The 24764-nt window shown below is 69.2% G+C and carries 27 protein-coding genes and 1 pseudogene; 19 read left to right on the forward strand and 9 right to left on the reverse strand.

Going from position 1 to position 24764, the window contains the following annotated elements:
- Positions 1-37: 37 nt before the first annotated feature.
- From ACFXC1_RS07470 to ACFXC1_RS07495, 6 genes are read left to right on the forward strand one after another with little or no spacing between them, the layout of a single operon-like run.
- Entirely contained in the window at positions 38-1318 is a 1281-nt protein-coding gene (locus tag ACFXC1_RS07470) for an acyl-CoA dehydrogenase family protein (protein ID WP_381240095.1), read from the forward strand.
- Complete coding sequence (locus ACFXC1_RS07475) at positions 1315-2337, forward strand: phosphotransferase family protein (RefSeq protein ID WP_381240098.1); 1023 nt, start codon at positions 1315-1317, stop codon at positions 2335-2337. The genes ACFXC1_RS07470 and ACFXC1_RS07475 overlap by 4 nt, the downstream gene beginning before the upstream one ends.
- Positions 2334-3305 (forward strand): NADPH:quinone oxidoreductase family protein, encoded by a 972-nt coding sequence (locus tag ACFXC1_RS07480; RefSeq protein ID WP_381240101.1) that lies wholly within the window; start codon positions 2334-2336, stop codon positions 3303-3305. The genes ACFXC1_RS07475 and ACFXC1_RS07480 overlap by 4 nt, the downstream gene beginning before the upstream one ends.
- Positions 3295-4146 (forward strand): acyl-CoA dehydrogenase family protein, encoded by an 852-nt coding sequence (locus ACFXC1_RS07485; protein WP_381240104.1) that lies wholly within the window; start codon positions 3295-3297, stop codon positions 4144-4146. Before ACFXC1_RS07480 ends, ACFXC1_RS07485 begins: the two co-directional genes overlap by 11 nt.
- Positions 4143-5291 (forward strand): acyl-CoA dehydrogenase family protein, encoded by a 1149-nt coding sequence (locus ACFXC1_RS07490; protein ID WP_381240107.1) that lies wholly within the window; start codon positions 4143-4145, stop codon positions 5289-5291. The genes ACFXC1_RS07485 and ACFXC1_RS07490 overlap by 4 nt, the downstream gene beginning before the upstream one ends.
- Before the next feature lie 21 nt (positions 5292-5312).
- Entirely contained in the window at positions 5313-6134 is an 822-nt protein-coding gene (locus tag ACFXC1_RS07495; protein WP_381240109.1) for an enoyl-CoA hydratase, read from the forward strand.
- 19 nt (positions 6135-6153) lie between these two features.
- Here the strand turns inward: ACFXC1_RS07495 and ACFXC1_RS07500 are convergent, their stop codons facing one another.
- From ACFXC1_RS07500 to ACFXC1_RS07515, 4 genes are read right to left on the reverse strand one after another with little or no spacing between them, the layout of a single operon-like run.
- Complete coding sequence (locus ACFXC1_RS07500) at positions 6154-6954, reverse strand: SDR family NAD(P)-dependent oxidoreductase (protein WP_381240112.1); 801 nt, start codon at positions 6952-6954, stop codon at positions 6154-6156.
- Between the two features lie 24 nt (positions 6955-6978).
- Positions 6979-7818, reverse strand: coding sequence for an NAD(P)-dependent oxidoreductase (locus tag ACFXC1_RS07505; RefSeq protein ID WP_381240114.1), 840 nt, complete (start codon positions 7816-7818; stop codon positions 6979-6981).
- Positions 7815-8342: a nuclear transport factor 2 family protein gene (locus tag ACFXC1_RS07510; RefSeq protein ID WP_381240117.1), complete on the reverse strand. Its 528-nt coding sequence runs from the start codon at positions 8340-8342 to the stop codon at positions 7815-7817. Before ACFXC1_RS07510 ends, ACFXC1_RS07505 begins: the two co-directional genes overlap by 4 nt.
- An 8-nt stretch (positions 8343-8350) precedes the next feature.
- Positions 8351-9373, reverse strand: coding sequence for a zinc-binding dehydrogenase (locus tag ACFXC1_RS07515; RefSeq protein WP_381240119.1), 1023 nt, complete (start codon positions 9371-9373; stop codon positions 8351-8353).
- On the opposite strand from ACFXC1_RS07515, the pseudogene ACFXC1_RS07520 reads away from it, so the two are divergent.
- The 3 genes and pseudogenes from ACFXC1_RS07520 to ACFXC1_RS07530 all read left to right on the forward strand — a co-directional run.
- A pseudogene (locus ACFXC1_RS07520) lies at positions 9299-9520 on the forward strand (TetR family transcriptional regulator); the annotation flags it as partial. The gene ACFXC1_RS07515 and the pseudogene ACFXC1_RS07520 overlap by 75 nt on opposite strands.
- The gene (locus tag ACFXC1_RS07525; protein WP_381241155.1) at positions 9521-9730 is read left to right on the forward strand and encodes a hypothetical protein; all 210 of its coding nucleotides are present in this window, start codon (positions 9521-9523) and stop codon (positions 9728-9730) included.
- Positions 9731-9834: 104 nt separating this feature from the next.
- Entirely contained in the window at positions 9835-9984 is a 150-nt protein-coding gene (locus ACFXC1_RS07530; RefSeq protein ID WP_381240121.1) for a hypothetical protein, read from the forward strand.
- 31 nt (positions 9985-10015) lie between these two features.
- On the opposite strand, the gene ACFXC1_RS07535 is transcribed toward ACFXC1_RS07530, so the two are convergent.
- Genes ACFXC1_RS07535 through ACFXC1_RS07555 form a run of 5 tightly spaced genes read right to left on the reverse strand, consistent with a single transcriptional unit; the run spans position 10016 to position 14093 of the window.
- On the reverse strand, positions 10016-11227 hold the full coding sequence (locus tag ACFXC1_RS07535; RefSeq protein ID WP_381240123.1) for a metal-dependent hydrolase family protein: 1212 nt from the start codon (positions 11225-11227) through the stop codon (positions 10016-10018).
- Between the two features lie 6 nt (positions 11228-11233).
- Entirely contained in the window at positions 11234-11554 is a 321-nt protein-coding gene (locus ACFXC1_RS07540; RefSeq protein WP_381240126.1) for a hypothetical protein, read from the reverse strand.
- Positions 11541-12806: an aromatic ring-hydroxylating oxygenase subunit alpha gene (locus tag ACFXC1_RS07545; protein ID WP_381240129.1), complete on the reverse strand. Its 1266-nt coding sequence runs from the start codon at positions 12804-12806 to the stop codon at positions 11541-11543. The genes ACFXC1_RS07540 and ACFXC1_RS07545 overlap by 14 nt, the downstream gene beginning before the upstream one ends.
- A 4-nt stretch (positions 12807-12810) precedes the next feature.
- Positions 12811-13392, reverse strand: a complete 582-nt coding sequence (locus tag ACFXC1_RS07550; RefSeq protein WP_381240130.1) for a carboxymuconolactone decarboxylase family protein — start codon at positions 13390-13392, stop codon at positions 12811-12813.
- Positions 13389-14093 (reverse strand): SDR family NAD(P)-dependent oxidoreductase, encoded by a 705-nt coding sequence (locus ACFXC1_RS07555; RefSeq protein WP_381240132.1) that lies wholly within the window; start codon positions 14091-14093, stop codon positions 13389-13391. Before ACFXC1_RS07555 ends, ACFXC1_RS07550 begins: the two co-directional genes overlap by 4 nt.
- A gap of 235 nt (positions 14094-14328) precedes the next feature.
- Here ACFXC1_RS07555 and ACFXC1_RS07560 point away from each other — a divergent pair, with 235 nt between their 5' ends.
- Genes ACFXC1_RS07560 through ACFXC1_RS07605 form a run of 10 tightly spaced genes read left to right on the forward strand, consistent with a single transcriptional unit; the run spans position 14329 to position 24722 of the window.
- Positions 14329-15060, forward strand: a complete 732-nt coding sequence (locus ACFXC1_RS07560) for an SDR family oxidoreductase (protein WP_381240135.1) — start codon at positions 14329-14331, stop codon at positions 15058-15060.
- A complete protein-coding gene (locus ACFXC1_RS07565; protein WP_381240138.1) occupies positions 15057-16496 on the forward strand; it encodes an aldehyde dehydrogenase family protein in 1440 nt (479 codons plus the stop codon). Before ACFXC1_RS07560 ends, ACFXC1_RS07565 begins: the two co-directional genes overlap by 4 nt.
- On the forward strand, positions 16493-17698 hold the full coding sequence (locus ACFXC1_RS07570) for a CaiB/BaiF CoA transferase family protein (protein ID WP_381240140.1): 1206 nt from the start codon (positions 16493-16495) through the stop codon (positions 17696-17698). Before ACFXC1_RS07565 ends, ACFXC1_RS07570 begins: the two co-directional genes overlap by 4 nt.
- Positions 17699-17737: 39 nt before the next feature.
- Positions 17738-19105, forward strand: coding sequence for an ABC transporter substrate-binding protein (locus tag ACFXC1_RS07575; RefSeq protein WP_381240142.1), 1368 nt, complete (start codon positions 17738-17740; stop codon positions 19103-19105).
- A 42-nt stretch (positions 19106-19147) separates the two neighbouring features.
- Positions 19148-19342 carry a ferredoxin gene (locus ACFXC1_RS07580; protein WP_200711201.1) on the forward strand — a complete coding sequence of 65 codons (195 nt, stop codon included), beginning with the start codon at positions 19148-19150 and terminating at the stop codon, positions 19340-19342.
- A 35-nt stretch (positions 19343-19377) separates the two neighbouring features.
- Entirely contained in the window at positions 19378-20754 is a 1377-nt protein-coding gene (locus ACFXC1_RS07585; RefSeq protein ID WP_381240145.1) for a cytochrome P450, read from the forward strand.
- Entirely contained in the window at positions 20751-22412 is a 1662-nt protein-coding gene (locus ACFXC1_RS07590) for a thiolase C-terminal domain-containing protein (RefSeq protein WP_381240148.1), read from the forward strand. Before ACFXC1_RS07585 ends, ACFXC1_RS07590 begins: the two co-directional genes overlap by 4 nt.
- Positions 22409-23326, forward strand: coding sequence for an alpha/beta hydrolase (locus ACFXC1_RS07595; protein ID WP_381240150.1), 918 nt, complete (start codon positions 22409-22411; stop codon positions 23324-23326). Before ACFXC1_RS07590 ends, ACFXC1_RS07595 begins: the two co-directional genes overlap by 4 nt.
- Complete coding sequence (locus ACFXC1_RS07600; protein ID WP_381240153.1) at positions 23323-23871, forward strand: DoxX family protein; 549 nt, start codon at positions 23323-23325, stop codon at positions 23869-23871. Before ACFXC1_RS07595 ends, ACFXC1_RS07600 begins: the two co-directional genes overlap by 4 nt.
- Positions 23871-24722, forward strand: coding sequence for an NAD(P)-dependent oxidoreductase (locus tag ACFXC1_RS07605; protein ID WP_381240156.1), 852 nt, complete (start codon positions 23871-23873; stop codon positions 24720-24722). The genes ACFXC1_RS07600 and ACFXC1_RS07605 overlap by 1 nt, the downstream gene beginning before the upstream one ends.
- The last annotated feature ends 42 nt before the right edge of the window (positions 24723-24764 follow it).

Below are 24764 nucleotides of genomic sequence, written 5' to 3' on the forward strand. Positions count from 1 at the left end.
CCGGCATTCGTCCGGGTTGGCAGGAGGTTCGTCTGACATGGCATGGGACTTTTCCACCGAGCCGGAGTTCGAGGAGAAGCTGGAGTGGATCAGGCGGTTCCGCGCCGAGCGCGTGGAACCCCTGGACCTGCTGTATCCGGACCGGGCCTACCATCCGCTGGACGACGAACTCGCTCCCGTCGTAAGGACGTTGAAGCAACAGGTCCGTGACGAGGGCCTGTGGGCACCGCACCTCGGCCCCGAGCTCGGCGGGCGCGGCTTCGGCCAGGTCAAGCTGGCGCTCATCAACGAGATCCTGGGCCAGTCGAGTTGGGCCCCCGTCATCTTCGGCACAGCCGCCCCCGACACCGGCAACGCCGAGATCATCGCCCGCTACGGCACCGACGAACAGAAGGAGCGCTACCTCCAGCCGCTGCTGGAGGGCGAGTGCTTCTCCTGCTTCTCCATGACCGAACCCCAGGCCGGCGCCGACCCCACGATGTTCACCACCCGCGCCGAACGGGACGGCGACGACTGGGTCATCACCGGCCGCAAGTTCTTCTCCTCCAACGCCCGCACCTCGAAGTTCGTCATCGTGATGGCCGTGACGAACCCCGACGTCAGCCCCTACAAGGGCATGTCGATGTTCCTGGTGCCCAGCGACACCCCCGGCGTCCGCATCGAGCGCCACCTCGGCATCATGGGCGAGGCCACCGACGAGGGCATGCACGCGCTCATCGCCTACGACGGCGTCCGCGTCCCCGCCGACGCGCTGCTCGGCGGCGAGGGCCAGGCCTTCGCGATCGCCCAGACCCGGCTCGGCGGCGGCCGCGTCCACCACGCGATGCGGGTCGTCGGCCAGAGCCAGAAGGCGCTCGACATGATGGCCGAGCGGGCCCTGTCCCGCGAGACCCAGGGCAGTCTGCTGGCGGACAAGCAACTCGTCCGCGCCGACCTCGCCGACTCCTACGCCCAACTCGCCCAGTTCCGGCTGTTCGTGCTCTACACCGCCTGGCAGATCGACCGCTACCAGGACTACAAGCGGGTCCGGAAGGACATCGCCGCCATCAAGTTCCTCACCCCGAAGGTGCTGCACGACATCGTGTACCGCTCGATGCATCTGCACGGCGCCCTCGGTGTGTCGAACGAAATGCCCTTCGCGGACATGTGGAACGGCGCCGCCGTCATGGCGGTCGTCGACGGCCCCACCGAGGTCCACAAGATCACCGTCGCCCGTGACGTCCTGCGCGGCTACGAAGCCGCCCCCGGACTGTGGCCCACCCAGCACCTGCCCACCCGCCGCGAATGGGCCCGGAAGCAGTTGGAGGACCTGCTGTGACGCTCGCCGACACGGAATCCCTCGCCCGCTGGCTGGACGACCAGGGCATCGCCCCCGGCGAAACCGTCGAGACGTCGTACATCTCCGGAGGCACCTCCAACGACATCTACGGCATCCGGCGCGGCGAAGAGAGCATGGTGCTGCGCAAACCGCCGGAGAAGGCTCCGCCGGGGCGCAACGAGACCATGCTCCGCGAATACCGCGTTCTCAAGGCGCTCAACGGCACGGACGTCCCGCACCCCGAGGCGATCGCCGTGTGCGACGACACGAGCGTGCTCGGCTCCTGCTTCTACCTCATGACGCACGTCGACGGCTGGTCGCCGATGAACTCCGGCGGCTGGCCCGAGCCGTTCCTCAGCGACCTGTCCCTGCGCCCCGGCCTCGCGTACCAACTCGTCGAGGGCATCGCCAAGTTGGGCAACGTGGACTGGCGGGCCCAGGGACTTGAGGGCTTCGGCCGCCCGGACGGCTTCCACGACCGGCAGGTCGACCGCTGGCTGGCCCACCTCGCCAAGTTCAGGTTCCGCGAGATACCCGGCCTGGAGAAGGCCGCCGCCTGGCTGCGGGAGCACCGTCCCGCCCACTGGACGCCGGGCATCATCCACGGCGACTACCAGTTCGCCAACGTCATGTTCCGGCACGGCGCACCCGCCGAACTCGCGGCTCTGGTCGACTTCGAAATGGCCACCGTGGGCGACCCGTTGCTCGACCTCGGCTGGGTGATCATGGGCTGGCCGGACGCCGACGAGGACCGCACCCAGAAGGGATACGTCGACTACACCGGCATGCCCGACCGCGCCGACCTGCTGGAGCACTACGCCAAGGTCAGTGGCCGGGACGTCGGCGAGATCGACTACTACGTCATCCTCGCCCGCTTCAAGATGGCCGTCGTCCTGGAGGGCGGCTACGCCCGGCATGTGAAGGATGAGGGCGGCAACCCCAAGATGGCACACTACGGCGACGTCGTCCTGCAGATGGCCGCCCAGGCGGCCGAGCTCGCCGCCACGACCCGGCTATGAGAGCCGCCCGCTGCAACGCCGTCGGCGGCCCGGTGGTCGTTGAGGACATTCCTGAACCAGTGGTCTCGGATGGGGAGTTGGCCGGGTCGGACGGCGGTATCCCGGTCGACGTGCACTACGCCGCCGTCAACTTCGCCGACGTCCTCGTGATCGACGGCGCCTACCAGGTGAAGGCGGAACCGCCCTTCACCCCGGGCAGTGAGTTCGCCGGTGTGGTCGTCGCCTCCGCGCACGGATTCGAGAAGGGCGAGCGGGTCTTCGGCTCGATGTTCGTCGGCGCCTTCGCCGAACGCGTCACCGCCCGCCCCGTCGGCCTGAGCCGGATCCCCGAGGGCATCCCCACCGAGCGCGCGGCGGCCTTCGGGGTCAGCCACGCCACCGCCTTCGACGCGCTCCGCCTGGTCGCCGACGTGCAGCCGGGGGAGCGGGTGGCCGTCCTCGGAGCGGCCGGCGGGGTCGGCCTCGCGACCGTCGAACTCGCCGCGCTGCTCGGCGCCGAGGTCGTTGCCATCGCCTCCACGGAGGAGAAGCGAGCGGTGTGCGCCGAGCAGGGCGCGCACGTCACCTTGCCGTACGACGATCTGAAGCGGAGCCTGCGGGACGCGGGCGGCGCCGATGTCGTGATCGACCCCGTCGGCGGGCCGTACGCGGAGGAGGCGTTGCGGGCGATGCGCTGGGGCGGACGGTTCGTGAGCGTGGGGTTCGCGAGCGGGGAGATCCCGAGCATCCCGCTCAACCTCCCGATGCTCAAGGGCGTCAGCGTCCACGGCTTCGACCTCGGCGGCTGGGCGCGGCACCGGAGGGACGACCTGGTCGCCGCCCGCACCGAACTTCACGGACTGTTCGCCGCCGGGAAGATCAGTCCCCGCGTCCACGCCGTGTATCCGCTCGCCGAAGTCGCCGCCGCCCTCAGCCTGGGGCGGCGCGCCATCGGCAAGGTCCTTCTGGAGGTCGCGCATGGAGTTTGAGTTCGACGACGAGCAGCGACTGCTCCAGCGAGTGGTCCGCGAAACGGTCAGCAGGTCACGGTCGCTTCCCGAGGGCCAACTCTGGGACACCTACCTGGAGTTGGGCTGGCTCGAAGCTCCGCCGGTGGAACTCGCCATCGTGCTGGAGGAGTTGGGCTACGCCGCCGACCCGACACCCTTCCTCGCCACCGCCACCTGGTTCGCGCCGCTGGCCGGACGGCTGCCGCGCGGCTCGGGCACCGGTGTCTTCGACGGCGAGGGCCGGTTCGTCCTCGACGCCGACCGCGCCGACGAGATCGCCCTTCTCACCTCCCAGGGCGTGGTCGTACGGAACGGAAAGGACCTGGCGGCCGAGCGGGTCTCCGTGTTCGACCCGACCCTGCACGTGGCCCGGGTGGACGCCCCGGACCTGGTCGCCGGCGTACGGGACCTGGCCCTGATGGGCCTGGCGGTCAGCACCGTCGGCAGTTGCCGGCGCATCCTCGACCTGGTCGTCGCCCATGTGAAAGAGCGGCACCAATTCGGCGTGCCCATCGGCTCGTTCCAGGCCGTCAAGCACAAGGCTGCCGACATGTACGTCGCCATCGAACGCGCCAAGGTGCTCGCCTACTTCTCCGCACTCACCATCGCCGAGGACGACCCGCGCCGCGGCCGGGCCGCCGCGATGGCGAAAGCAGCCGCCGGAGACTGCCAACGGGTGTGTTTCCGCAACGGGTTCCAGCTCTTCGGGGCCATGGGCTACACGTGGGAGAACGAACTACAGATCCATCTCAAGCGGGCCAAGGCCGGGGACCTGCTCCTCGGCACGGCGTCCGAGCACAGGAAGGCGCTGCTGGTATGAGGCTGGCCCCCGACCCCGAGGTCGAGAAGTTCCGCGCCGATTTCAGCGCCTTCCTCGACACCCACCTGCCCACCCCCGAAGAGGCCACCGTCCGCTCCAAGTCCAGCGCGGACATACCGGATTGGGCCCGGCGCTGGCAGCGCACCCTCTTCGACGAGGGCTGGCTGCTGCCCGCCCAGCCACCGGAGTACGGCGGGCGCAACGCCACCCTGGCCCAAGTCGTCGCCCACCTGGAGGAGTTGTCCCGGCGGCGCATCTACCACAGCTTCAACCCGCAGGGCCTCAACATCATCGCGGCCTCCTTGCTCACCTTCGGCACGGAGCAGCAGAAACGCGACTGGGCCGTACCGCTGCTGCGCGCCGAGATCACGGCCTCGCTCGGCATGAGCGAGCCCGGGGCGGGTTCGGACCTGGCGGGGCTACGGACCCGCGCGGTCCTCGACGGAGACCACTTCGTCGTCAACGGACAGAAGGTGTGGACCTCCGGCGCGCACCACGCCGACGTGCTTCTCACCTTCGTCCGCACCGACCCCGGCGCCCCCAAGCACAAGGGCATCAGCGTCCTGCTCATCCCGACCGACTCCGAAGGCCTGGTCCGGCGGCCGTTCGGATCGATCGCCGCCCCCGACGACCTCGACTTCAACGAGGTGTTCTTCACCGACGTCCGCGTCCCCAAGGAGAACCTCGTCGGCCCCCTCAACGAGGGCTGGCGCGTGGCCAACGGCTCGCTCGGGCACGAACGGACCCTGCTGTGGGTGCACTACGCCGAGCGGATGGACGGCCTGATCCAGGACTCGCCCTGCGACGAGGAGTGGTACGCCACGCTCCAAATGGACGTCCAGGCGCTGCGGTTGCTCGGCTACCGGCTGCTCGGGGCCGACCGGAACCCGGTGGAGATCTCGGTGCTGAAACTGCTCGGCTCCGAGGCCGCGCAGAGCGCCGAACTGCACGCCCTCGAACACCACGGGACCGAGGCGCTGCTGCATCCGGTGCAGACCGGGCCGTACACCCATATGAACATCGAGGCGTTCACCGCCAGTTGGTTCGAGCGGTACGCGCGCAGCTTCGGCGGGACGATCGCCGGCGGCACCTCCGAGATCCAGCGCAACATCATCGCCGAGCGCATCCTCGGCCTGCCCCGATAGAGCCGACGGAAGACGGGACCCATGACAGACACAGCGGCAGACGCAGTGGACAAGGACGAGGTCCTCTACGAGGTCGACAGCAAGGTCGCGGTCATCACGCTGAACCGGCCCGAGGTCGCCAACGCCCAGAACTCGGTTCTCCTCGACGCGCTGGACGCCGCCTGGCGCCGGGCCGCCGCCGACGAGGAGGTCAAGGTGATCCTCCTGCGGGGCAACGGCAAGCACTTCTCCTCCGGCCACGACCTCAAGGACCGCTGGCCGGCCCCGAACGAGATCACCCTGGAGTGGATCTACGCCGCCGAGTCCCGCCGCTACCTGGAATACACGCTGCGCTGGCGCAACGTCCCCAAGCCGTCGATCGCCGCGGTCCAGGGCAAGTGCATCGCGGGCGGACTGATGCTGTGCTGGCCCTGCGATCTGATCGTGGCAGCCGAGAACGCCGAATTCTCCGACCCCGTCGTGCACATGGGCATCGGGGGAGTCGAATACCACGGCCACACCTGGGAGTTGGGCCCGCGCAAGGCGAAGGAGATCCTCTTCACCGGACGGGCCGTCACCGCCGAGGAGGCGGAGAAGGTCGGCATGGTGAACAAGGTCGTCCCCCTCGACCAACTGGACACCGAGGCAATGGAGTTGGCCCGCCAGATCGCCCGCATGCCGTCCTTCGGCCTCCGCCAGGCCAAACGCGCCGTCAACCAGAGCCTCGACGTCCAGGGCTTCTACGCGGCCATCCAGTCCGTGTTCGACATCCACGAGACGGGACACGGAAACGCGTTGAGCGTCTCCGGATATCCCATTCTCACGAAGCTCGACGGCATGAAGGAACGCCTCAAGGGTCAGTAGGCGGTGGCGCGACCGTGCATCACTCGCGGTGCGCGGTCGCGCCCCGGCTCATCGCGAGGACCGCGTCACGGCGGCTCAGCGCCCCGAACGGCGAACCGCCGGTCGGGGTCGGGCTGCCGCAGATCCAGGTCGGGCCGTCGGAGAGATGGCCGAGCGCCTCGGCGGCCACGTCGTCCGGGTCGGCCAAGTCACCGCCGTACGAACCCCCTTGGACCTCCTGGGTCCGCCGCAGGGAAGGGGTGTCTGTCCTGCCGAGTACCAGCCCCAGGACGTCCACCCCGCTGTCCCGCCACTCAGCCCACAGGCTCTCCGCGAGGATCAGGTCGAACGCCTTCGACGCGCCGTAGGCGGCGAGAGTGGCGCCACCGGCCCACGCGGCGCCCGAGGTCACCAGGACCACGGCGCCCCGCTTGCGCGCCACCATCGGGCCGCCGAAGCGGTAGGCCGCTTCGAGTACGGCCGCGCAGTTGCGCCGCACCAGCCCCAGGTGGACGTCGAGGTCCTTGTCGAGGAACGGGACGCTGCGGTCGTCGCTGCCCGCGTTGTACACGAACAGTCCGACCTCCAGACCGGCGGTCGCCTGCTCCAACTCCGCCAGGGCGGTGGGGGAGCTGAGGTCGAGCGCGACGGTACGGACCTCGACGCCGTACCGGGCGCGCATCTCGTCGGCGGACTCCTCCAGTACGGGCAGCCGCCGGGCCACCAGTACGACGTTCATCCCCTGGGCGGCCATCCGGTGGGCGAACGCGGCACCCGCCCCGTCCGACCCACCGGCGACGACACCCCACGGCCCGTACTTGGCGGTGAGCGATTCAGTCACTTCGTTACTCCTCGATAGGGTTGTCTAGGACGACGAGTTCATCCAGGACGACCGGAGTACCTTCTTCTCGACCGCGTCCGACGACAGCACCGTCCCGATGATCCCCAGGTCCGCTCCCGCGCTGTGCGCCACCTCGCGCACCACGCGGACGTCCTTGCTCATCAGGTCTGCCAGCCGCTCCGCGACCGAGCCGACGGAGCCCCCATTGGCGACGACACCGAGCGCGCGACTGGCACCGCTGCCGTGCTGGAGCGCGGCGAGGATCGCCTTCTCGTCGATGCCCAGCGAACCCGCGATCCGTACCGCGTCGACCGCGAGACCGACCTGCGCCACGAACAGGGCGTTGTTGACGAGCTTGACCCGCTGACCGTTGCCGGCCGGTCCCACGAACATGACCGGCGAGGCGTACGCCTCCAACAGCGGGCGCGTCGAGTCCAGTTGAGCCTCGTCCCCGCCGACCCACAGGGTGAGACGGCCCGCCGCGATGTCGTGCGGGCCTCCCGAGAGCGCGGCGTCGAGGACTCCGACACCGCGCTCCGTGCCCGCCTCGGCAAGCAGTTGCGCGGTGGCGGGATCGGAGGTGGTGTGCTGGACGAGCGTCGATCCCGGCTTCATGGCCGAGAGGGCGCCGTCCGCGCCGAGGCACACCGCACGTACCTGCTCGTCCTTCAGTACGACGACGAACACCGCGTCGGCGTCGCGGACTGTCGCCCTAACCGTGTCGGTCGGCGCAAGCCCGCTCTCCTGGGCGGCCGCACGGGCCTCCGGGCTGCGTGCAAGGACTGTGACGTCATGCCCGGCGGCCGTCAGCCGGTCGACGATCGGCCGCCCCATCCGGCCCCACCCGATGAACCCGATCCTCAACTCTGCTCCAAGGACTTGGAGTTGGCCGTCGGCGCCAGCATCGCACGCGGCCCGTCGGTGCCGTCGAGGTTGGCGTTGATCCGCTCGGCGATCCGCCACCCCTCCGAAGTGCGCACCCAGCGCCAGGTATTGGCGGAGACCTGGAACACCCAGAACCGGCCCGCGTCGGCGTCCCACCGCAGATGCAGCGCATGACTGCGGCCGGTCGCGTGGTCGCCGTCCACGACGACGTGCGGCGCGGTCAGCACATGGCCGCAGCCGTTGTGGATCACGCTCTGATGGCCCGGGCCGTGCACCATGCCGACGATGCCCTCCCGGCCCTCCATCCGCAGATGGGGGATCGCGTCGAAGACACCGTCCTCGGTCCGGAGCGCCGCGGCGGCCTCTCCGGAACCGCTGTCGACCGCCGGCCCGTACTGGGCGACGAGTTGAGTGATCTCGACCTGGTCCTCCAGGGCGCGCACCTTCGCCGCCAACGCCCCGACGGTGGAACGCAGTTGGGCAAGTTCGTCGCTCTCGCTCATGAGTGGGTTCAACTCCCTGGTACGACGATGATGCGGGCCGGACCGTCGGCGTCCCGCGCCGCGTCGAGCGCCGCCGGAACCCTGTCGAGCCCGACGGTGTGGCCGAGCATCGGCCCGACGTCGAGGCGGCCGGAGCAGACGGCCCGGAACGCCTCGTCCCAGTGGTCCATCGACGGGCCGCCCCCGAACTGGATGTTGAGCCCCTTCCGCTTGGCGGTCAGGGTGTGCAGATGGTCGCCCTCGGGCGGCCGGCCGACGGAGAAGATCCGGGTGCCGCGCTCACACCCCTTGATGATCGAGTCGAGAACGCCCGGCACGCCGACGCACTCGAACACGACACAACTCGCCTGCGGACCGGCCGCGTTGCGCCATGTCTCGTACGGCGAGACCTCGCCCGGGTCGACGACCACATCGGCACCCATGGCCAGCGCGGTCGCACGACGCGACGCGACCAGGTCGGCCGCCACGATCGGCCCGACGCCGAGGCTCTTGAGCCGACCGATCGCCGACAGGGCGATGGCACCGCAGCCGATGACCAACGGTACGTCCCGGTCGGCCAGTTGGGCGCGCGACGAGGTCGACCACCCCACCGAGATCGCGTCGGCGACACACACGATCCCGCTCGGCAGCTCCGAGACCACGACCCGGGTGATGACCTCGGTCAACAGGAACAACTCGCCTAACCCACCGGGCGATTCAGGATTCTGGCCGATGATCCTGCGGCCGCCGGGGGTGTTCAGTACGGGCAGCGAACTGACCCGCGTCCCGACCGGGATCCGCCGCTCGGTGCCGGGGCCGTAGTCCATGACCTCGGCGCAGTACTCGTGCCCCATCACGATGTCGACGTCCTGGTCGTACGTCGACATCCCGCTGTCGTCGTCCGCGCCCGCCTCGGGATGGTCCATGAAGTGCAGATCCGACGCGCAGATCCCGCACGCCAGCGAGCGGACGAGGAGTTGGCCCGGTCCGGGGGCCGGATCGTCGACGCTCCGCGTCTCGACCGTCCCGCCACGCAGCACAGCAGCACGCATCAGACTCTCCTCCGATCTTCGAAGTTCTCCGATGCCCGTCTCCTTCGGACCAGCATCAACGAGCGAGCGCTCGCGGCGACGCGCGACCTGCTCGTCCAGCGCGGCTTCGACGCGACAACGATCCAAGCGCTGGCCGAGCACCCGGGCGTGCACGCCTCCGCCATCTACCGTCGCTGGCCGTCCCGGATCGAGCTGATCGAGGAGGCCACGTTCCCCGGACTCAGCCCGGTGAGCGTCCGGCCGACGAGGGACCTCCGCCGTGACCTGCGCCGGTTCATCCGTGCCTACTTGGCGGCCTTCGGCGCCCCTGCGGCACGCGCCGCCGCAGCCGGACTCTTCGCGCACTCCCAGACGTAGAACCGCCCCCGGCCGCCGGAGATGCTGCTGCGGGTGTCGGCGCGACCGCAGTTACAGGACATCCTGCGCGCCGCGCCGCGCCGACCGGGAGCGTCGACCCCGCCGTGGACCCGGACGACGTCTTCGACATGCTCCTCGGCGCCGTACTGACCCGCACCCTCCTGTCCACGGTCACGGCCCGCAACCGCCCCGTCGAGCGCACGGTGGAGATGATCCTCCGGATGCTACGGCTGCTCGACGGGCCGCCGAACTGATCAACTCGCCCGACCGGCCCGGGCGTTGGTGTCAGCGGCGTTCGTCGCGGAACACCTTCCCGCCCTTCATCACGAACCGGACGTCCGCCATCACGGAGACGTCCTCCAGCGGGTTGCCGGGTACTGCGATCAGGTCGGCGAGCAGTCCCTCGGCGATACGGCCCCGGTCGTCGGAGTCGATCAGCTCCGCCGCGTTGACGGTCGCCGCCTGGAGCGCCTCCAGGGGAGTCATCCCGCGCTCGACCAGGGCGATCAGCTCCTGCGCGCCACGGCCGTGCGGAATCGCCGGCGCGTCCGTGCCCAGCGCCATACGGACACCCGCCTTCCCGGCCCTGGACACCACCGTCTTCGCCCGGGGGAAGATCTCGGCGGCCTTCTCCACCAGCTCAGGAGCCGAATGGGACAGGTCCATCCCATCGATGAGAGCGGTGGTCGGCACCAGGAAAGTGCCCCTCTCCGCCATCAGCGCGATGGTGTCGTCGTCGAGCAGGAAGCCGTGCTCGATGCAGTCGATGCCCGCCTCCACCGCCGAGCGGACGGCGTCGGCCCCATGAGTGTGAGCCGCCACCTTCAGTCCGCGCCGGTGGGCCTCGTCGACGATGGCGCGCAGCTCCTCGTCGGAGTAGTGCTGCGCACCGGGGGTGCCGGTGTGCGACATCACGCCCCCGGACGCGCAGACCTTGATGAGCCGTGCCCCGTGCTTGATCTGGTAGCGGACGGCCTTGCGCACCTCGTCGACACCGTTGGCGATGCCCTCTTCGAGGGAGAGAGGCATGATTCCGGGGGCGTACGCGGCGAACATCGTGGGGTCCAGATGGCCGCCGGTCGGTGTGATGGCGTGCCCGGCCGGCACGATGCGCGGGCCGTCGATCCAGCCGGCGTCGATGGCCTTGGCCAGCGCGACGTCCAGCAGATAGCCGCCCGTCTTCACGAACAGGCCGAGGTTCCTGACCGTGGTGAAGCCCGCGCGCAGGGTCCGCCGGGCGTTGCCCACCGCGCGGAGCATCCGCAGCGGAGGATCGTCCTGGACGGGGGAGAGCGCGAGCGTCTCTCCCCGGCCGCCCATCAGAAGGTTGACCTCCATGTCCATGAGACCGGGCAGGAGGGTCACGTCACCGAGGTCGAGGACCTCATCGTCGCGGGTGTCGCCTGTGATGCGGTCGCCGTCGATCCTGACCAGGCCCGGCGACTCCAACTCGCCCGTCTCCACGTGCAGTACACGCGCCGCTCTGAGCGTGAGCACGACCGGTCAGACCTTCGGCTCGACGACGAGGTCCATGTAGGCGGCCCCGCTGTCCGGCACCCGGGCCTGCTTCCAGACCTCGACCGGGAACGACACGTTCACCAAAGAGAACATCAGGAGCAGCAGGTTGCGCTCCTGCTCCGGGAGTTCGGAGAGCGGGAACTTGTCGAGGTGGTCGGAGGCCTGTTCCAGGAGCGGGAACGCGGCGTCGTAGAAGGCCTGCATCTCCTCCATGGAGCTGGCCAGGCGCTTGGTGTACCGCTCGCGCTCCGACTCCAGGACCCACTCGCTGAACGGTTCGAGCACCGCGAACTCACTGGGCAGCATCGGTGTGCTCCTTGACGTGGTCGGCGACCGTCTTGTGCAGATGGCGGAGCAGCAACTCCTGGTCACAGAGCGGGAATTCGGTGACGACCCGGCTCTTGAGCATCGTCTGGGTGGCCTCCAGCGTGTTGCCGTCCTGGAGCGCGTACTCCTTGAACGTCACCGCCGCCAGCTCCTGCTTCAGCCGCTCGCGCGCCGTCTTGGCGGGCACGAAGTACAGGTTGGCCTCGAAGAGGTGCTTGTCCACCGCGGTCGGCCAGTAGTGGTACGTCAGGTACCAGCCGGGCTTCCAGATCAGCAGGGTCATGTTCGGGAAGAACTCGAAGGAGTCGTTGCCCCACGCGCGGTGCCCGCCCGGGTTGAGGCCGGGGGGAAGCGGGTCGAGGCCCTCGATGTCGGGAGCTTCCCACGGCCCGAACAGGCCGCTGCGCAGGACGCGTTCGATGGGCTTGACGATGGTCAGGTCCTTGGGCGGGGACATGCCTCCCCAGGAGGAGATCATCGAGTGCGGGGGGTGGATCTCGTAGTGCAGCGCCTCGTACCCGACGTTGAAGAGCTTGTCGGCCTCGTCCTTGACGGCCTGCTTCATGTGCAGGACGGGCGCGTGGTAGAACTCCGCGAACGCGTCGATGAACAGCTTCCAGTTGCTGCCGATCTCCGCCTTGTACGTGAAGACCTCGGTCATCTCGTGGAAGGGGTAGCCCTCGAGTCCCTTGGCGAACTCGCCCAGATACTCCTTGAGCGGCTGGGCGTTCGGGTCGAGGTTGACGAAGATGAACCCCTCCCAGACCTCGCAGCGGACCAGCTTGAGGCCGTAGTCCGCCTTGTCCAGGTCGAAGAACTCCTTCTCCTGCTGGACGAAGGTCAGATCGCCGTCGAGGCTGTAGCGCCAGGCGTGGTACTTGCAGGTGAACTGGCGGCAGGTGCCCTTGACCTCCTCGCCCGGGTAGTCGTTCCACACGAGCTTGTTGCCGCGATGGCGGCACACGTTGTGGAAGGCGCGGATCTCCTTGTCCTTGCCCCGCACGATCACCAGTGAGGTGTCGGCGACGGCCAGCTCCTTGGTGAAGTAGCTGCCGACCTTGGGCACTTGCTCGACCCGGCCGACGTTAAGCCAGGTCTTCTTGAAGATCGCCTCCTTCTCCGCCTCGTAGTACGCGGGGTCGATGGAGTCCTCGTAGTTCACCGGGCTCGTGCCCAGCTCGGGGTAGTTCTCGGTCCAGCTTCCGGCCGCCGGCTTGGCGAAGTGTGGCATGGGATCACCCCTCTCGTTTGTGAGAATACCATTCTCTTTTTGGGAAACTGAAGTTCTCTTCCGAGATCACGGGGTCGAGTTCCACGCCGAAGGTGTTGAGGGCCATCGTGAGCATCGTGTACGCGCCGATGGTGAAGACCAGGTCCATGAGCTGGTGTTCGTCCAGGTCGACGGCGAGCGCCGCATAGGTCGCGTCGGAGAGGCCCGAGTCGGCGTCCAGTTCGTCCACCGCCCGGTTGAGCAAGGTGTCTGCGCCGGTGCGGACTTCCTCGATCTCCGCCTCGGTCACCCCGTACTTCCGGCCGATCAGGACATGGCTCGCCCACTCGTATCTGCTGGCCCGCCGCCAGGCCACGCGCATGATGGCCAGCTCGCGTACGCGCACCGGCAGGGTCGTGGTGTTGAGGTGCATGTTGAACGTCAGGAACGCCCGCGCCAGGGCCGGATGCCGCTGGAAGATCCCCAGGACGTTGGCCTCCGGCAGCTTCTTGTTGGGGTTGATGACCGAGAACAGGTCGTGGTCCCACTCGTCGTACGGCACCGGGGGGATGCGGACACCGGCGGCGGTCTCGCCGTTCTCGGTCACGTGTTCCGCCCGCCGTTCACGCCCAGGATCTGGCCGGTGATGTAGCCGGCCTCCTCGGAGGCGAGGAAGGCGCAGGCCGCGGCGATGTCCTCGGGGCGCCCGACGCGCCGTACCGGAGTGCGCTGGATGTGCTCCTCGACCGTCCCGCCGAGCAGTTGGCGCTCCTCGGAGCGGCGCAGCATCGGTGTGTCGATGAAGCCGGGCGGCACCGCGTTCACGGTGATGCCCTGCGGGCCCAGCTCCAGGGCCAGTGCCTTGGTCAGCCCGTTGACGGCCGACTTGGCGGCCACGTAGTGCGTCATGAACGGCTGGCCGGAGTGCGCGCTGGACGAGGAGATGTTGACGATCCGCCCCCAGCCGGCCTCGACCATGTCGGGCAGGACGGCCTGGACGCAGTGGAAGACGCCGTTGAGATTGACGTCGATCACCCGCTGCCAGGCCTGGAAGGTCAGGTTGGCGAAGCGCTTGTAGCCCTCCATCCCCGCCGCGTTGACCAGGACCGTGACCGGGCCGAGCTGCTCCCGGATCTCGGTCAGTGCCTCGTCCACCTGAGCCCGGTCGGAGACGTCGGCCTTCCGGGAGAAGCCCCTGTCGGACGGATTGAGGTCGAGGGTGGCGACCTGGAGACCGTCGGCCTCCAGGCGCTGTGCGATGGCCAGTCCGATGCCGGAGCCGCCGCCTGTGACGAGGGCTGTCCTCATGCCGGAACCCCCTTCGTCTCGATCATGAAAATCTCCCTTCCGGATCTGAGAAGCGTATTCTCGTGTCCGGTGCTTCGGAAGTCCCGCGCAGGCGGGGGCTGTTCGCCGCACCCCGTGTACCTGTCAGCGAAACGTCAGGATGACATTCTCGCTTCCGGATGGTTGATTCGCGTATAAGGAGAATGTAGTTTCCGCCTCATTGGAGCAAGCCGCCCATCCATGCGAGGAGAACAGGATGCGGTTCCAGGACAAGGTGGCGATCGTCACCGGAGCGGGACAGGGAATCGGCGAGGACTACGCCCGGGCGCTGGCCGCCGAGGGCGCACGGGTCGTGGTCGCGGACATCAACGAGGAGCAGGGGCAGCGGGTCGCCAAGGACATCGACTCCGCGCTCTTCGTCAAGGTCGACGTCGGAGACCCCGCCTCGGCCGACGCGCTGGCCGCCGCCACCGTCGCCGAGTTCGGCCGCATCGACTACCTGATCAACAACGCGGCGATCTACCACAGCATGCGGCGCGAGGGCCTGACCACGGTCGACCTCGACTACCTCAACCGCTTCATCCAGGTGAACCTGATGGGGGCCCTGTACGTCACCAGGGCCGTCGTCCCGCACCTGAGCGAGGGCGCCGCGATCGTCAACCAGTCCTCCGCCGCCGCCTACATGGCCAGCGGCTACTACGGACTGGCCAAGATCGGCATCAACCACCTCACCGCGTCCCTCGCCGCCGAACTCGGCGGCCGGGGCATCCGCGTCAACGCCATCGCCCCCGGCCCCACCGACACGGAGGCCACGGCCACCGTCGTACCGGTCGAGTTCCAGGAGCGGATGACCCAGGCCCTGGCCATCAAACGGATGGGCACCCCCGGCGACCTCACCCCCACCGTGCTGTTCCTGCTCTCCGACGACGCCAGCTGGCTGACGGGCCAGACCATCAGCGTGGACGGCGGACAGGTGGTGCGGCTGTGACCCGCCTGCTCATCAACGGCCAACTGGTCGACGGGGAGCGGACGTTCCCCTCCCTCAACCCCGCCACCGGCGAGGTCTACGGCCACGCCCCCGAGGCCACCACGGCCCAGGCCGAAGCCGCCGTAGCAGCCGCGCGGACCGCCTTCGACACCACCGCCTGGTCCATCGACGTACAGCTGCGCATCCGCTGTCTCGACCAGCTGCACCAGGCGCTCCTCGACCACGTCGAGGAGCTGCGCGAGCTGACGATCGCCGAGGTCGGCGCGCCCCGCATGCTCACCTACGGCCCCCAACTCGACGACCCCGTCAAGCTGGTGCGGTTCTACGCGGACCTGCTGCGCAAGTACCCGTTGACGGAGGAGCTGGGCGAGGTCGAGATCCGCGGCCAGCGCCACCGCCGTTGGGTGGAGAAGGAGGCCGCCGGGGTCGTCACCGCGATCATCGCGTACAACTACCCGAACCAACTGGCCCTCGCCAAGCTCGCTCCCGCACTCGCGGCCGGCTGCACGGTCGTCCTCAAGGGCGCCCCGGACACCCCGCTGACCACCCTGTTCCTCGGTCAACTCATCGCCGAGCACACGGACTTCCCGCCCGGTGTGGTCAACGTCCTCACGTCCTCCAGCGCAGACGTCGGCGAGACGCTCACCACGCACCCCGACGTCGACATGATCACCTTCACCGGCTCCACCGCGACCGGCCGCCGCATCATGGAGGCGGCGAGCCGTACGGTGAAGAAGGTCTTCCTGGAACTCGGCGGCAAGTCCGCCATGATCGTGCTCGACGACGCCGACTTCGCCACCGCCGCGATGTTCGCGGCCGGCACCATCTGCTCGCACTCCGGGCAGGGTTGCGCGCTCACCTCCCGGCTGCTCGTGCCCCGGGAGCACCACGACGAGCTCGTCGAGAAGGTGGCGGCGGGCCTCGCCCGTATCCCGCTCGGCGACCCCGCCGACCCGAAGACCTTCGCGGGCCCGCTCATCAGCGAGCGCCAGCGCGAGAAGGTCGACGGGATGGTGCAGCGGGCCGTGGCCGCAGGCGCGAACCTCGTCACCGGTGGTGAGAAGGTCGATCCCGGCTTCTTCTACAGGCCGACCCTCCTCAGCAACGTCGATCCGGACAGCGAGATCGCCCAGGACGAGGTCTTCGGGCCGGTCCTCGTGGTGATCCCGTACGACGACGATGACGACGCCGTGCGCATCGCCAACAACTCCATCTTCGGTCTCTCCGGCGGGATCCAGAGCGGCGACGACGAGCGGGCCATCGCGCTGGCTCGCCGGATCCGTACCGGCACCTTCAGCATCAACGGCGGCAACTACTTCGCGGCGGACGTGCCGTTCGGCGGCTACAAGCAGTCGGGCATCGGCAGGGAGAGCGGAGTGCCGGGCCTGGAGGAGTTCCTGGAGTACAAGTCCTTCGCGGTCGTGGTGCGGTCATGATGCCGCTCGACGGAATCCGCGTCCTCGAAGTCGCGATGTACGGCTTCGTGCCCTCCGCGGGAGCCGTCCTCGCCGACTGGGGAGCGGACGTCATCAAGGTCGAGCACGCCGTCACCGGCGATCCGCAACGCGGTCTCCGCCAGACCGGCACGATGCGCGTCGAGGGCGACCCCAACCCCAACGTCGAGCATGCCAACCGCGGCAAGCGCAGCCTCGGTCTCGACATCTCCCGGCCCGAGGGCAAGGAGGTGCTGTACGAACTGGCCCGGCACGCCGACGTGTTCCTGACCAGCTTCCTTCCCGGCCACCGGGACAAGTTCGGCATCGACGTCGACGACATCCGTACCGTCAACCCCCGCATCGTCTACGCCCGGGGCAGCGCCTTCGGGCCGCGTGGACCGGAGGCGGGGAAGGGTGGCTACGACATGACGGCGTTCTGGGCACGCGCCGGCACCGCCGCGAGCATCACCCCCGAGGGCACGGACGGCATCATCAACCCGCCGTCACCGGCCTACGGCGACACGATCTCCGGCACCAACCTCGCCGGCGGCATCGCGGCGGCGCTCCTCAAACGCGAGCGCACCGGCGAACCGTCCGTCGTGGACGTCTCCCTGCTCGGCAGCGGACTGTGGGCGATGGGCCACGCCACCGCGCTCTCCCTGCACCTGGGCAAGCCGTGGATCCCGCCGCCCGTCGGCACCCACGGCTCCATAGCCAACCCGCTGTCCGGTCTGTACGAGACGTCCGACGGCCACCACCTGGCGTTCGTGATGATGCAGCCAGGCAAGTTCTGGGCCGATGTCTGCCGGCACATCGACCGCCCCGAACTCGCCGACGACCCACGCTTCGACACGGCCGAGCACCTCGTGGCCAACACGGCGGAGGCCGTCAAGATCCTGCGCGAAGTCCTCGCCACTCGCACCCTCGCGGAGTGGAGCCGGCGCTTCGCCACCCTGGCCGGGCCCTGGGCCCCGGTGCAGGACTCCCTGCAAGTGGGCGACGACCCGCAGATCAGAGCCAACGAGTACCTGCTGCGGGCAGGAGAACTCGAACTGGTCAGCAGCCCCGTGCAGTTCGACGTGCAAGCCCCCGAACTCGGGCCCGCACCCGAGTTCGCCGCCCAGACCGAGGAGATCCTCCTCGAACTGGGCCTCGACTGGGACCGCATCATCGCGCTCAAGGCGGCGGGCGCCGTCACCTGACCACCCGACAGCGGGACTCATTCTCAACGAGGAGAACCGATGAGACGCTTGCTCATCCCCGCGCTCGTCCTGGCCCTCGCGGCCGCGGCCGGATGCTCCGGCCGCACCAAGACCGCGGACACCAGCAGCAGTCCTTCCACCACCGGAGCCGCCGACACCGCGTCCACCGACTTCGGCTCGCTGAAGTCCGTCTGCGGCAAGGGCACGGCCAAGTCCGTGACCAGCCAGGGCGTCACCAGCTCCGAGATCAAGGTCGGCGTCTTCTCCGACGTCGGGTTCACCAAGAACCCGGAGTTCGAGAACGCGGCGAAGGTCTTCGCCTCCTGGTGCAACGCGGCTGGCGGCATCAACGGCCGCAAGATCACACCCGTGACGCACGACTCCGCGCTCATGCAGGTCAACCAGCAGATGATCGGGGCCTGCCGCACCGACTTCTTCGAGGTGGGCGGCGGCGCGGCCCTCGACGGCCTGGGCGTCAAGACCCGCCTGAAGTGCCTGCTCCCCGAGTTCCCGGCACAGGTCACCTCCGAGATCGGCGCGGACCTCCAGGTCATGGCCATGGGCGCCTCGACGGGCTATTCGCCCTACGCCGGTTACTTCTCCTGGCTGTTGAAGGAGGCGTACCCGTCGTCCGCGAGCGGCGTCGGCATCATCACCGGAGACGTGCCCGTCACCAAGGTCATCGCGGCCCAGGACAAGGAAGTCCTCACCGCGATGGGCGGCAAGGTCACCTACTCCGACCTCTACCCCGCACAGGGTGTCTCCGACTGGACGCCGTACGCCCAGTCCATCAAGACGAAGAAGGTCAAGGGACTCGTCTTCCTGGGTGACTTCACCCAGTTGGCGAAGCTGGAGCAGGCGCTCACCAACATCGACTACAAGCTCGACTGGATCGACGCCAACAGCAACGCCTACGGCCCCGCCTTCGTGAAACTGGCCGGTCCCGCGCTCGGTACACAGACCAACTTCGCCTCCATCAACGGATACCCGTTGGAGAAGGCCGACGACAACCCGGCGACGAAGGAGATGGTCGCCCTGTTCAAGAAGTACGCGCCCGACGCGCAGCTCACCCTGCCCGCCATGCAGGCCTTCTCAAGCTGGCTGCTGTTCGCCACCTCGGCCCGCGACTGCGCCGAGCTGACCCGCAGTTGTGTCCTTGAGAACGCCAAGAAGCAGACCGACTGGACCGGGGGCGGGCTCCACGCCTCGGTCAACCTGTCCTCGCCCGACGAGCCCCTGAAGTGCTTCAACGTCGAGAAGGCCACCACCAGCGGCTGGGTGCCGGCCGACTTCAAGCCCACCGAGGGCGTCTACCGCTGCGACGCGCCCGCCTACAAGTTCAAGGGGAACTACGGCAAGCCGCCGACCCTGGCGGACGTCGGCAAGTCGCTCTCCGACCTCAAGTAATCACGCCACGCGCCCCGTTCAGCACGGCAGGAAGGAAGGACCGTGAAGGTACGAGTCGACCCGGAGCGCTGCCAGGGCCACACGCTCTGCGCGATGCGCGCTCCGGACACCTTCGAACTCAGCGAGATCGACGGGCACTCCTCGGTCGTAGAGGAAGAAGTCCCCGCCGACCAGGAGGAGGCCGTCCGCGAGGCGGTCCTGTCCTGTCCGGAACGGGCGATCTCCCTCATCTCCTGACCCCACCTCAGCCACCGAGCGGGAGAGGACTCCGCATGAACACGGAAGAAGCGGCCGTCGACGACGACGGTGGCCGCAAGCACCACCTGGTGCACTTCGACCGGCACACCCCCGACTACCGCGACCGGTTCGAGGACATCACCCACGAACTGCACGGCCGGTGCCCGATCGCCTGGACGGAGACCCACGGCGGCCACTGGGTCGCCAGCGGCAACCGTGAGGTCTTCGAACTCGCGCGGTCCGCCGAGTTCCTCTCCAACGACCACGACGTGAAGGGGGAGCGGCGCGGATACAACGGGATCTCCATCCCCGCACCGCCCCCCGAGCGGAAGGGCCGGGGCGGCTTCCTGGAGATGGACCCGCCGGACCAGCGCTACTACCGGCAGACCCTCAACCCCTATCTGTCTCCGGCCGCGATCCAGCGCTGGATCCCGTTCGTCGACGAGGTCGTGCGCGCCAGCATCGACGAGAAGATCGAGTCCGGGTACATCGACTTCGTCGACGACCTCGCCAACATCGTCCCCGCCGTGCTCACCCTGGCGATGATGGGTATCCCGCTGGAGCGCTGGACCATCTACAACGAACCGGCCCACGCCTCCGTCTACACCCCACCCAACTCGCCCGACATGCAACGGGTGTTGGACCTCAGCCGCAGGATGGGCATGGACCTCATGTCCCAGCTCGCGGAGATCCGCAAGAACCCCCGCCCGGGCCTGGTCGACGCGCTGGTCCGCGCCGACATCAACGGCCGCAACCCCGACGACGGCGAACTCCTCGGCGTGTGCGCCCTGTTGATCGGCGGCGGCTTCGACACCACCACCGCGCTCACCGCCCACTCCCTCGAATGGCTCTCCCAACACCCGGAGGAACGCGCCCGGTTGAGCCGCGAGCGCAAGACCCTGCTGGACTCCGCGACCGAGGAGTTCCTGCGCTTCTACACCCCGGCACCCGGAGACGGCCGCACCATCACCGCGGACTGCGAGATCGCCGGAACGCAGTTCAAGGAGGGCGAACGCCTCTGGCTCTCCTGGGCGATGGCCAACCGCGACCCTTCGGTCTTCCCCGACCCGGACAGCATCGACATGGAACGCAAGGGCAACCGGCACAGCAGCTTCGGCCTCGGCATCCACCGCTGCATCGGCTCCAACGTGGCCCGCACCGTGTTCAAGCGGATGGTGACCGCCGTACTCGACCGGATGCCCGACTACGAGTGCGACCCCGAGGGCGCCGTGCACTACGAGACCATCGGCGTCATCCAGGGCATGCGCCACCTCCCGGCCACCTTCACCCCGGGCGAGCGGCTCGGCGCCGGACTCGACGAGACCCTCGCCGAACTCCAGAAGGTCTGCGACGAACAGCGGCTCGCCGAACCCGTCACCGTCCGCAAGTCCACGGCGCGGATCGACACATGACGGACAGTCAGCGCCCCGGTCCGGTGGTCACGGAGGAGAACGAGTTCTTCTGGACCTCCGGCGCGGACGGCCGGCTGCGGCTGGCGGAGTGCGGGTCCTGCCAGGCCCTCATCCACCCGCCGCAGCCGGTCTGCCGGTACTGCCACGGCCACGACATGGGCGTCCGGGCCGTATCCGGCCGTGCGACGCTGATCGGCTTCACCGTCAACCACCGCTTCGCCCTGCCCGGCCTGCCCGCGCCCTATGTCGTGGCCCAGGTCGCCCTGGAGGAGGACCCGCGCGTCCGGCTCACCACCAACGCCGTCCAATGCACCCCGGACGAGCTGGAGTTGGGCATGCGGATGGAGGTCGTCTTCGAGGAGGTCGAGGAAGCCTGGCTGCCCCTGTTCCGCCCGGCACCCGAACGCCCGGCCCCGGACCCGCTGCCGCTCGCCGAGGTGGACACCCGCCAACTCGCCCGCCGCGTAAGGCCGATGGTGTCGACGGACAAGTTCGAGGACAAGGTCGCCATCACCGGCATCGGCATGTCGGGGATCGGCCGCCGCCTCCTCGTCCCACCGGTGTCCCTGACCGTCGAGGCCTGCCAACAGGCCATCGCCGACGCCGGATTGACCGTCGACGACATTGACGGTCTGGCCACCTACCCGGGCGCCGGCGCCGCGTACGGCGGCTTCGGCGAGGGCGGGGTCACCGCCCTGGAATCCGCCCTCGGCCTGGAACCGACCTGGTACAACGGCGGCAGCGAGACCTTCGGCCCCTGTGGCTCCCTCATTTCCGCAATGCTCGCCATCGCGGGGGGACTCGCCCGGCACGTCCTGTGCTTCCGCACGGTCTGGGAGGCGTCGTACGGCGAACTCGTCCGCCGCGGCCGGATCGCGCAGGACCCGCCGCGGAAACTGGACGGCTGGATGAAGCCGTTCGGCGCGACCTCGGCCGCCCACACCCTCGCCCAGAACGCCCAACGCCACTTCCACCGCTACGGCACCACCCGCGAGACCCTCGGCTGGATCGCCCTCAACCAGCGGGCCAACGCGGCACTCAACCCCACGGCGGTCTACCGCGACCCGCTGACCATGGACGACTATCTGGGCGCCCGCCCGATCACCACCCCGTTCGGCCTCTACGACTGTGATGTCCCCTGCGACGGAGCGGTCGCCGTGATCGTGTCGGCCGTGGACGCGGCCCGGGACCTCGCCCAACCACCCGTACTGGTCGAGGCGGTCGGCACCCAGATCCTGGAACGGCTCGAATGGGACCAGAGCACGCTGACCCACGAGCCTCAAGTCCTGGGCCAGTCCGCCCACTTGTGGTCCCGCACCTCACTGCGCCCCGAGGACGTCGACGTCGCCGAGCTGTACGACGGCTTCACCTTCAACTGCCTCTCCTGGCTGGAGGGGTTGGGGTTCTGCGGCATCGGTGAGTCCAAGGACTTCCTGGACGGGGGCAAGAACATCGCACGGGACGGCGTACTGCCCCTGAACACCCACGGTGGACAGCTCTCCCACGGCCGCACCCACGGCATGGGACTGGTCCACGAGGCCATCACCCAGCTGCGCGGCGCGGCCGGGCCGAGGCAGGTGGCCGGGGCCCGGGTGGCGGTGGCGAGCAGCGGCGGACTCACCCCGAGCGGTGTGATCCTCTTCCGGGCGGACGGATGAACTCACGTACCGCGGAGGTCGTTTCGCGCGTCGTCGACGTCGACGGCATCCCCATGTCCGCGCTGCTGTGCGAGGCCCGCGAACCGCGCGCGGTCCTCGTCGCGCTGCACGGGGGAGCGGTGACCTCCCGCTACTTCGACTACCCCGACCAGCCCCGCCTGTCCCTCCTGCGTACCGCGGCGGCACTCGGCTTCACCGCCGTCGCCATCGACCGTCCCGGATACGGGAGTTCGGCTCCGTACGGCGAGAGCATGGCTTCCCCGGCGCGGCGCGTCGACCTCGCCTACGGAGTGGTGGACCGGCTGCTCGCCTCGCGTCCGCGCGGAGCGGGCCTTTTCCTGTGGGCGCACTCGATCGGCTGCGCGCTGGGCGTGCGCATGGCGGGCGACGAACGGCGGAGCGACCTTCTCGGTCTGGAGATCGCCGGTACCGGACGCCACCACGCACCCGCCGCCGTCGAGATCCTGGACTTCAGACGGCGCGACCCGGCCGAGCCGAGACAACCCGGCCCCGGACTGCGCGACCTGCTGTGGGAGCCGTCGCGTCTGTATCCGGCCGAGGTCGTCGGCGCCGCCCGCATCCAGTCGCCGGGCCCGCCGTACGAAGCGACCGTGGCCCGCCGCTGGCCGCTGGAGTTCGCCGAAGTCGCCGCCCACGTACGGATTCCCGTCCACTACACGCTCGGCGACCACGAACGCGTGTGGAGTTCCGGGCCCGCGGCCATGGCCGACATAGCGAGCCTGTTCACCGCCTCGCCGCGTGTCGTCACCGACGAACAGGCCGACAGCGGCCACAACCTGAGCATCGGGCGCACCGCGACCGGATACCACCTGAAGATCCTCTCGTTCGTCGAGGAGTGCGTTCTCGCCCGGGAGAACGACGGGATCGACCGTCTGCCGAGGAGGGCCGGATGAGCGACGCCGACACCGCGGTACTGCTGCTCGTACGAGTGGTCGTAGGACTCATCATGATCATGCACGGGCTGAATCACTGGCGCGGCGGCGGCAGGATCGAGGGCACCGCCCGCTGGTTCACCGGACTCGGCCTCAGACAGGGTGTGCTGCAGGCCTGGATGAGCGTGCTCACCGAGGTAGGCGCGGGCATCCTGCTGATCCTCGGTCTCCTCACACCCCTGGCCTGCGCCGCCGTGATCTCCGTGATGCTGGTCGCGGGACTGCTCGCCCACCGGCCCAACGGGTTCTTCGTCTTCAAGGACGGCTACGAGTACGTCCTCACGCTCGCCGTCGTCGCCCTGGCCCTCGCGGTGCTCGGCCCCGGCCGCTGGTCCGTCGACCACGCGGCCGGCCTCGACCTGGCCGGCTGGACCGGCGGCGGGATCGCGCTCGGCGCGGCCGTGGTGGCGACCGGGGGACTGCTGGGCACGTTCTGGCGACTGGAGCCCAAGGCGGAAGCAGCGTCCGAGAGCACCCCCGAGCAAGTCGACCAGGAGGCCCGCTGATGCGCGTCGGATTCATCGGGCTGGGCAGTCAGGGCGCCCCCATGGCACGCCGGATCGTCGAGGCGGGCTTCGACACCACGCTCTGGGCGCGCCGCCCGGCCACACTGGCCCCGTTCGCGGACACGGCCGCCCGGCGGGCCGCGTCCCCCGTCGAACTGGCCGCGGCCAGCGACCTGGTGTGCGTGTGTGTCGTCGACGACGCCGACGTCGAACAGGTCGTCACGGGTGAGCAGGGCGTACTGACCGGCCTGCGCAGAGGTGGAGTCATCGCCGTGCACAGTACGGTCCACCCCGATACCTGCCGGCGGTTGGCCGAACGCGCTCAGGTGCACGGCGTGTCCGTGGTCGACGCACCGGTCAGCGGCGGCGGTCGGGCCGCAGCCGAGGGCCGGCTGCTGGTGATGACGGGCGGCGAGTCCGGCACCGTCGCCTACTGCCGCAAGGTGTTCGAGACCTTCGGCGACCCGGTGCTCCACATGGGCCCGCTCGGCTCGGGACAGATCGCCAAGCTTCTCAACAACCTATTGTTCACTGCCAACTTGGAGACCGCGGTCGATACGCTGGCGCTGGCACCGGAGTTCGGCATCGACCGCGGCGCTCTCGCCGAAGCCGTGCTCCACGGCAGCGGATCGAGCTTCGCCCTCGACCGCGTGAAGTCCGCGGGCGGCACCCTCGACCCCCTCGCGGAGCGCGCGGGACCGCTGCTCCGCAAGGACGTGAGACTGCTGGCCGATCTCGTCGAGACGGCGGACGCCACGGCGGGCACCGCACTCGCGGCGGCCGACGCGGCCCTGGACCGCATGGGTCAAGGGCGTCTGACTACAGCCCCAACTCCCGCTCCACGAAGGTGAAAACGAGCTTCTCGCCAGTGGAGAACATTGATATCGTCGCTC

The sequence above is a fragment of the Streptomyces hokutonensis genome (genome assembly GCF_042751305.1).
Lineage (GTDB): Bacteria > Actinomycetota > Actinomycetes > Streptomycetales > Streptomycetaceae > Streptomyces > Streptomyces hokutonensis_A.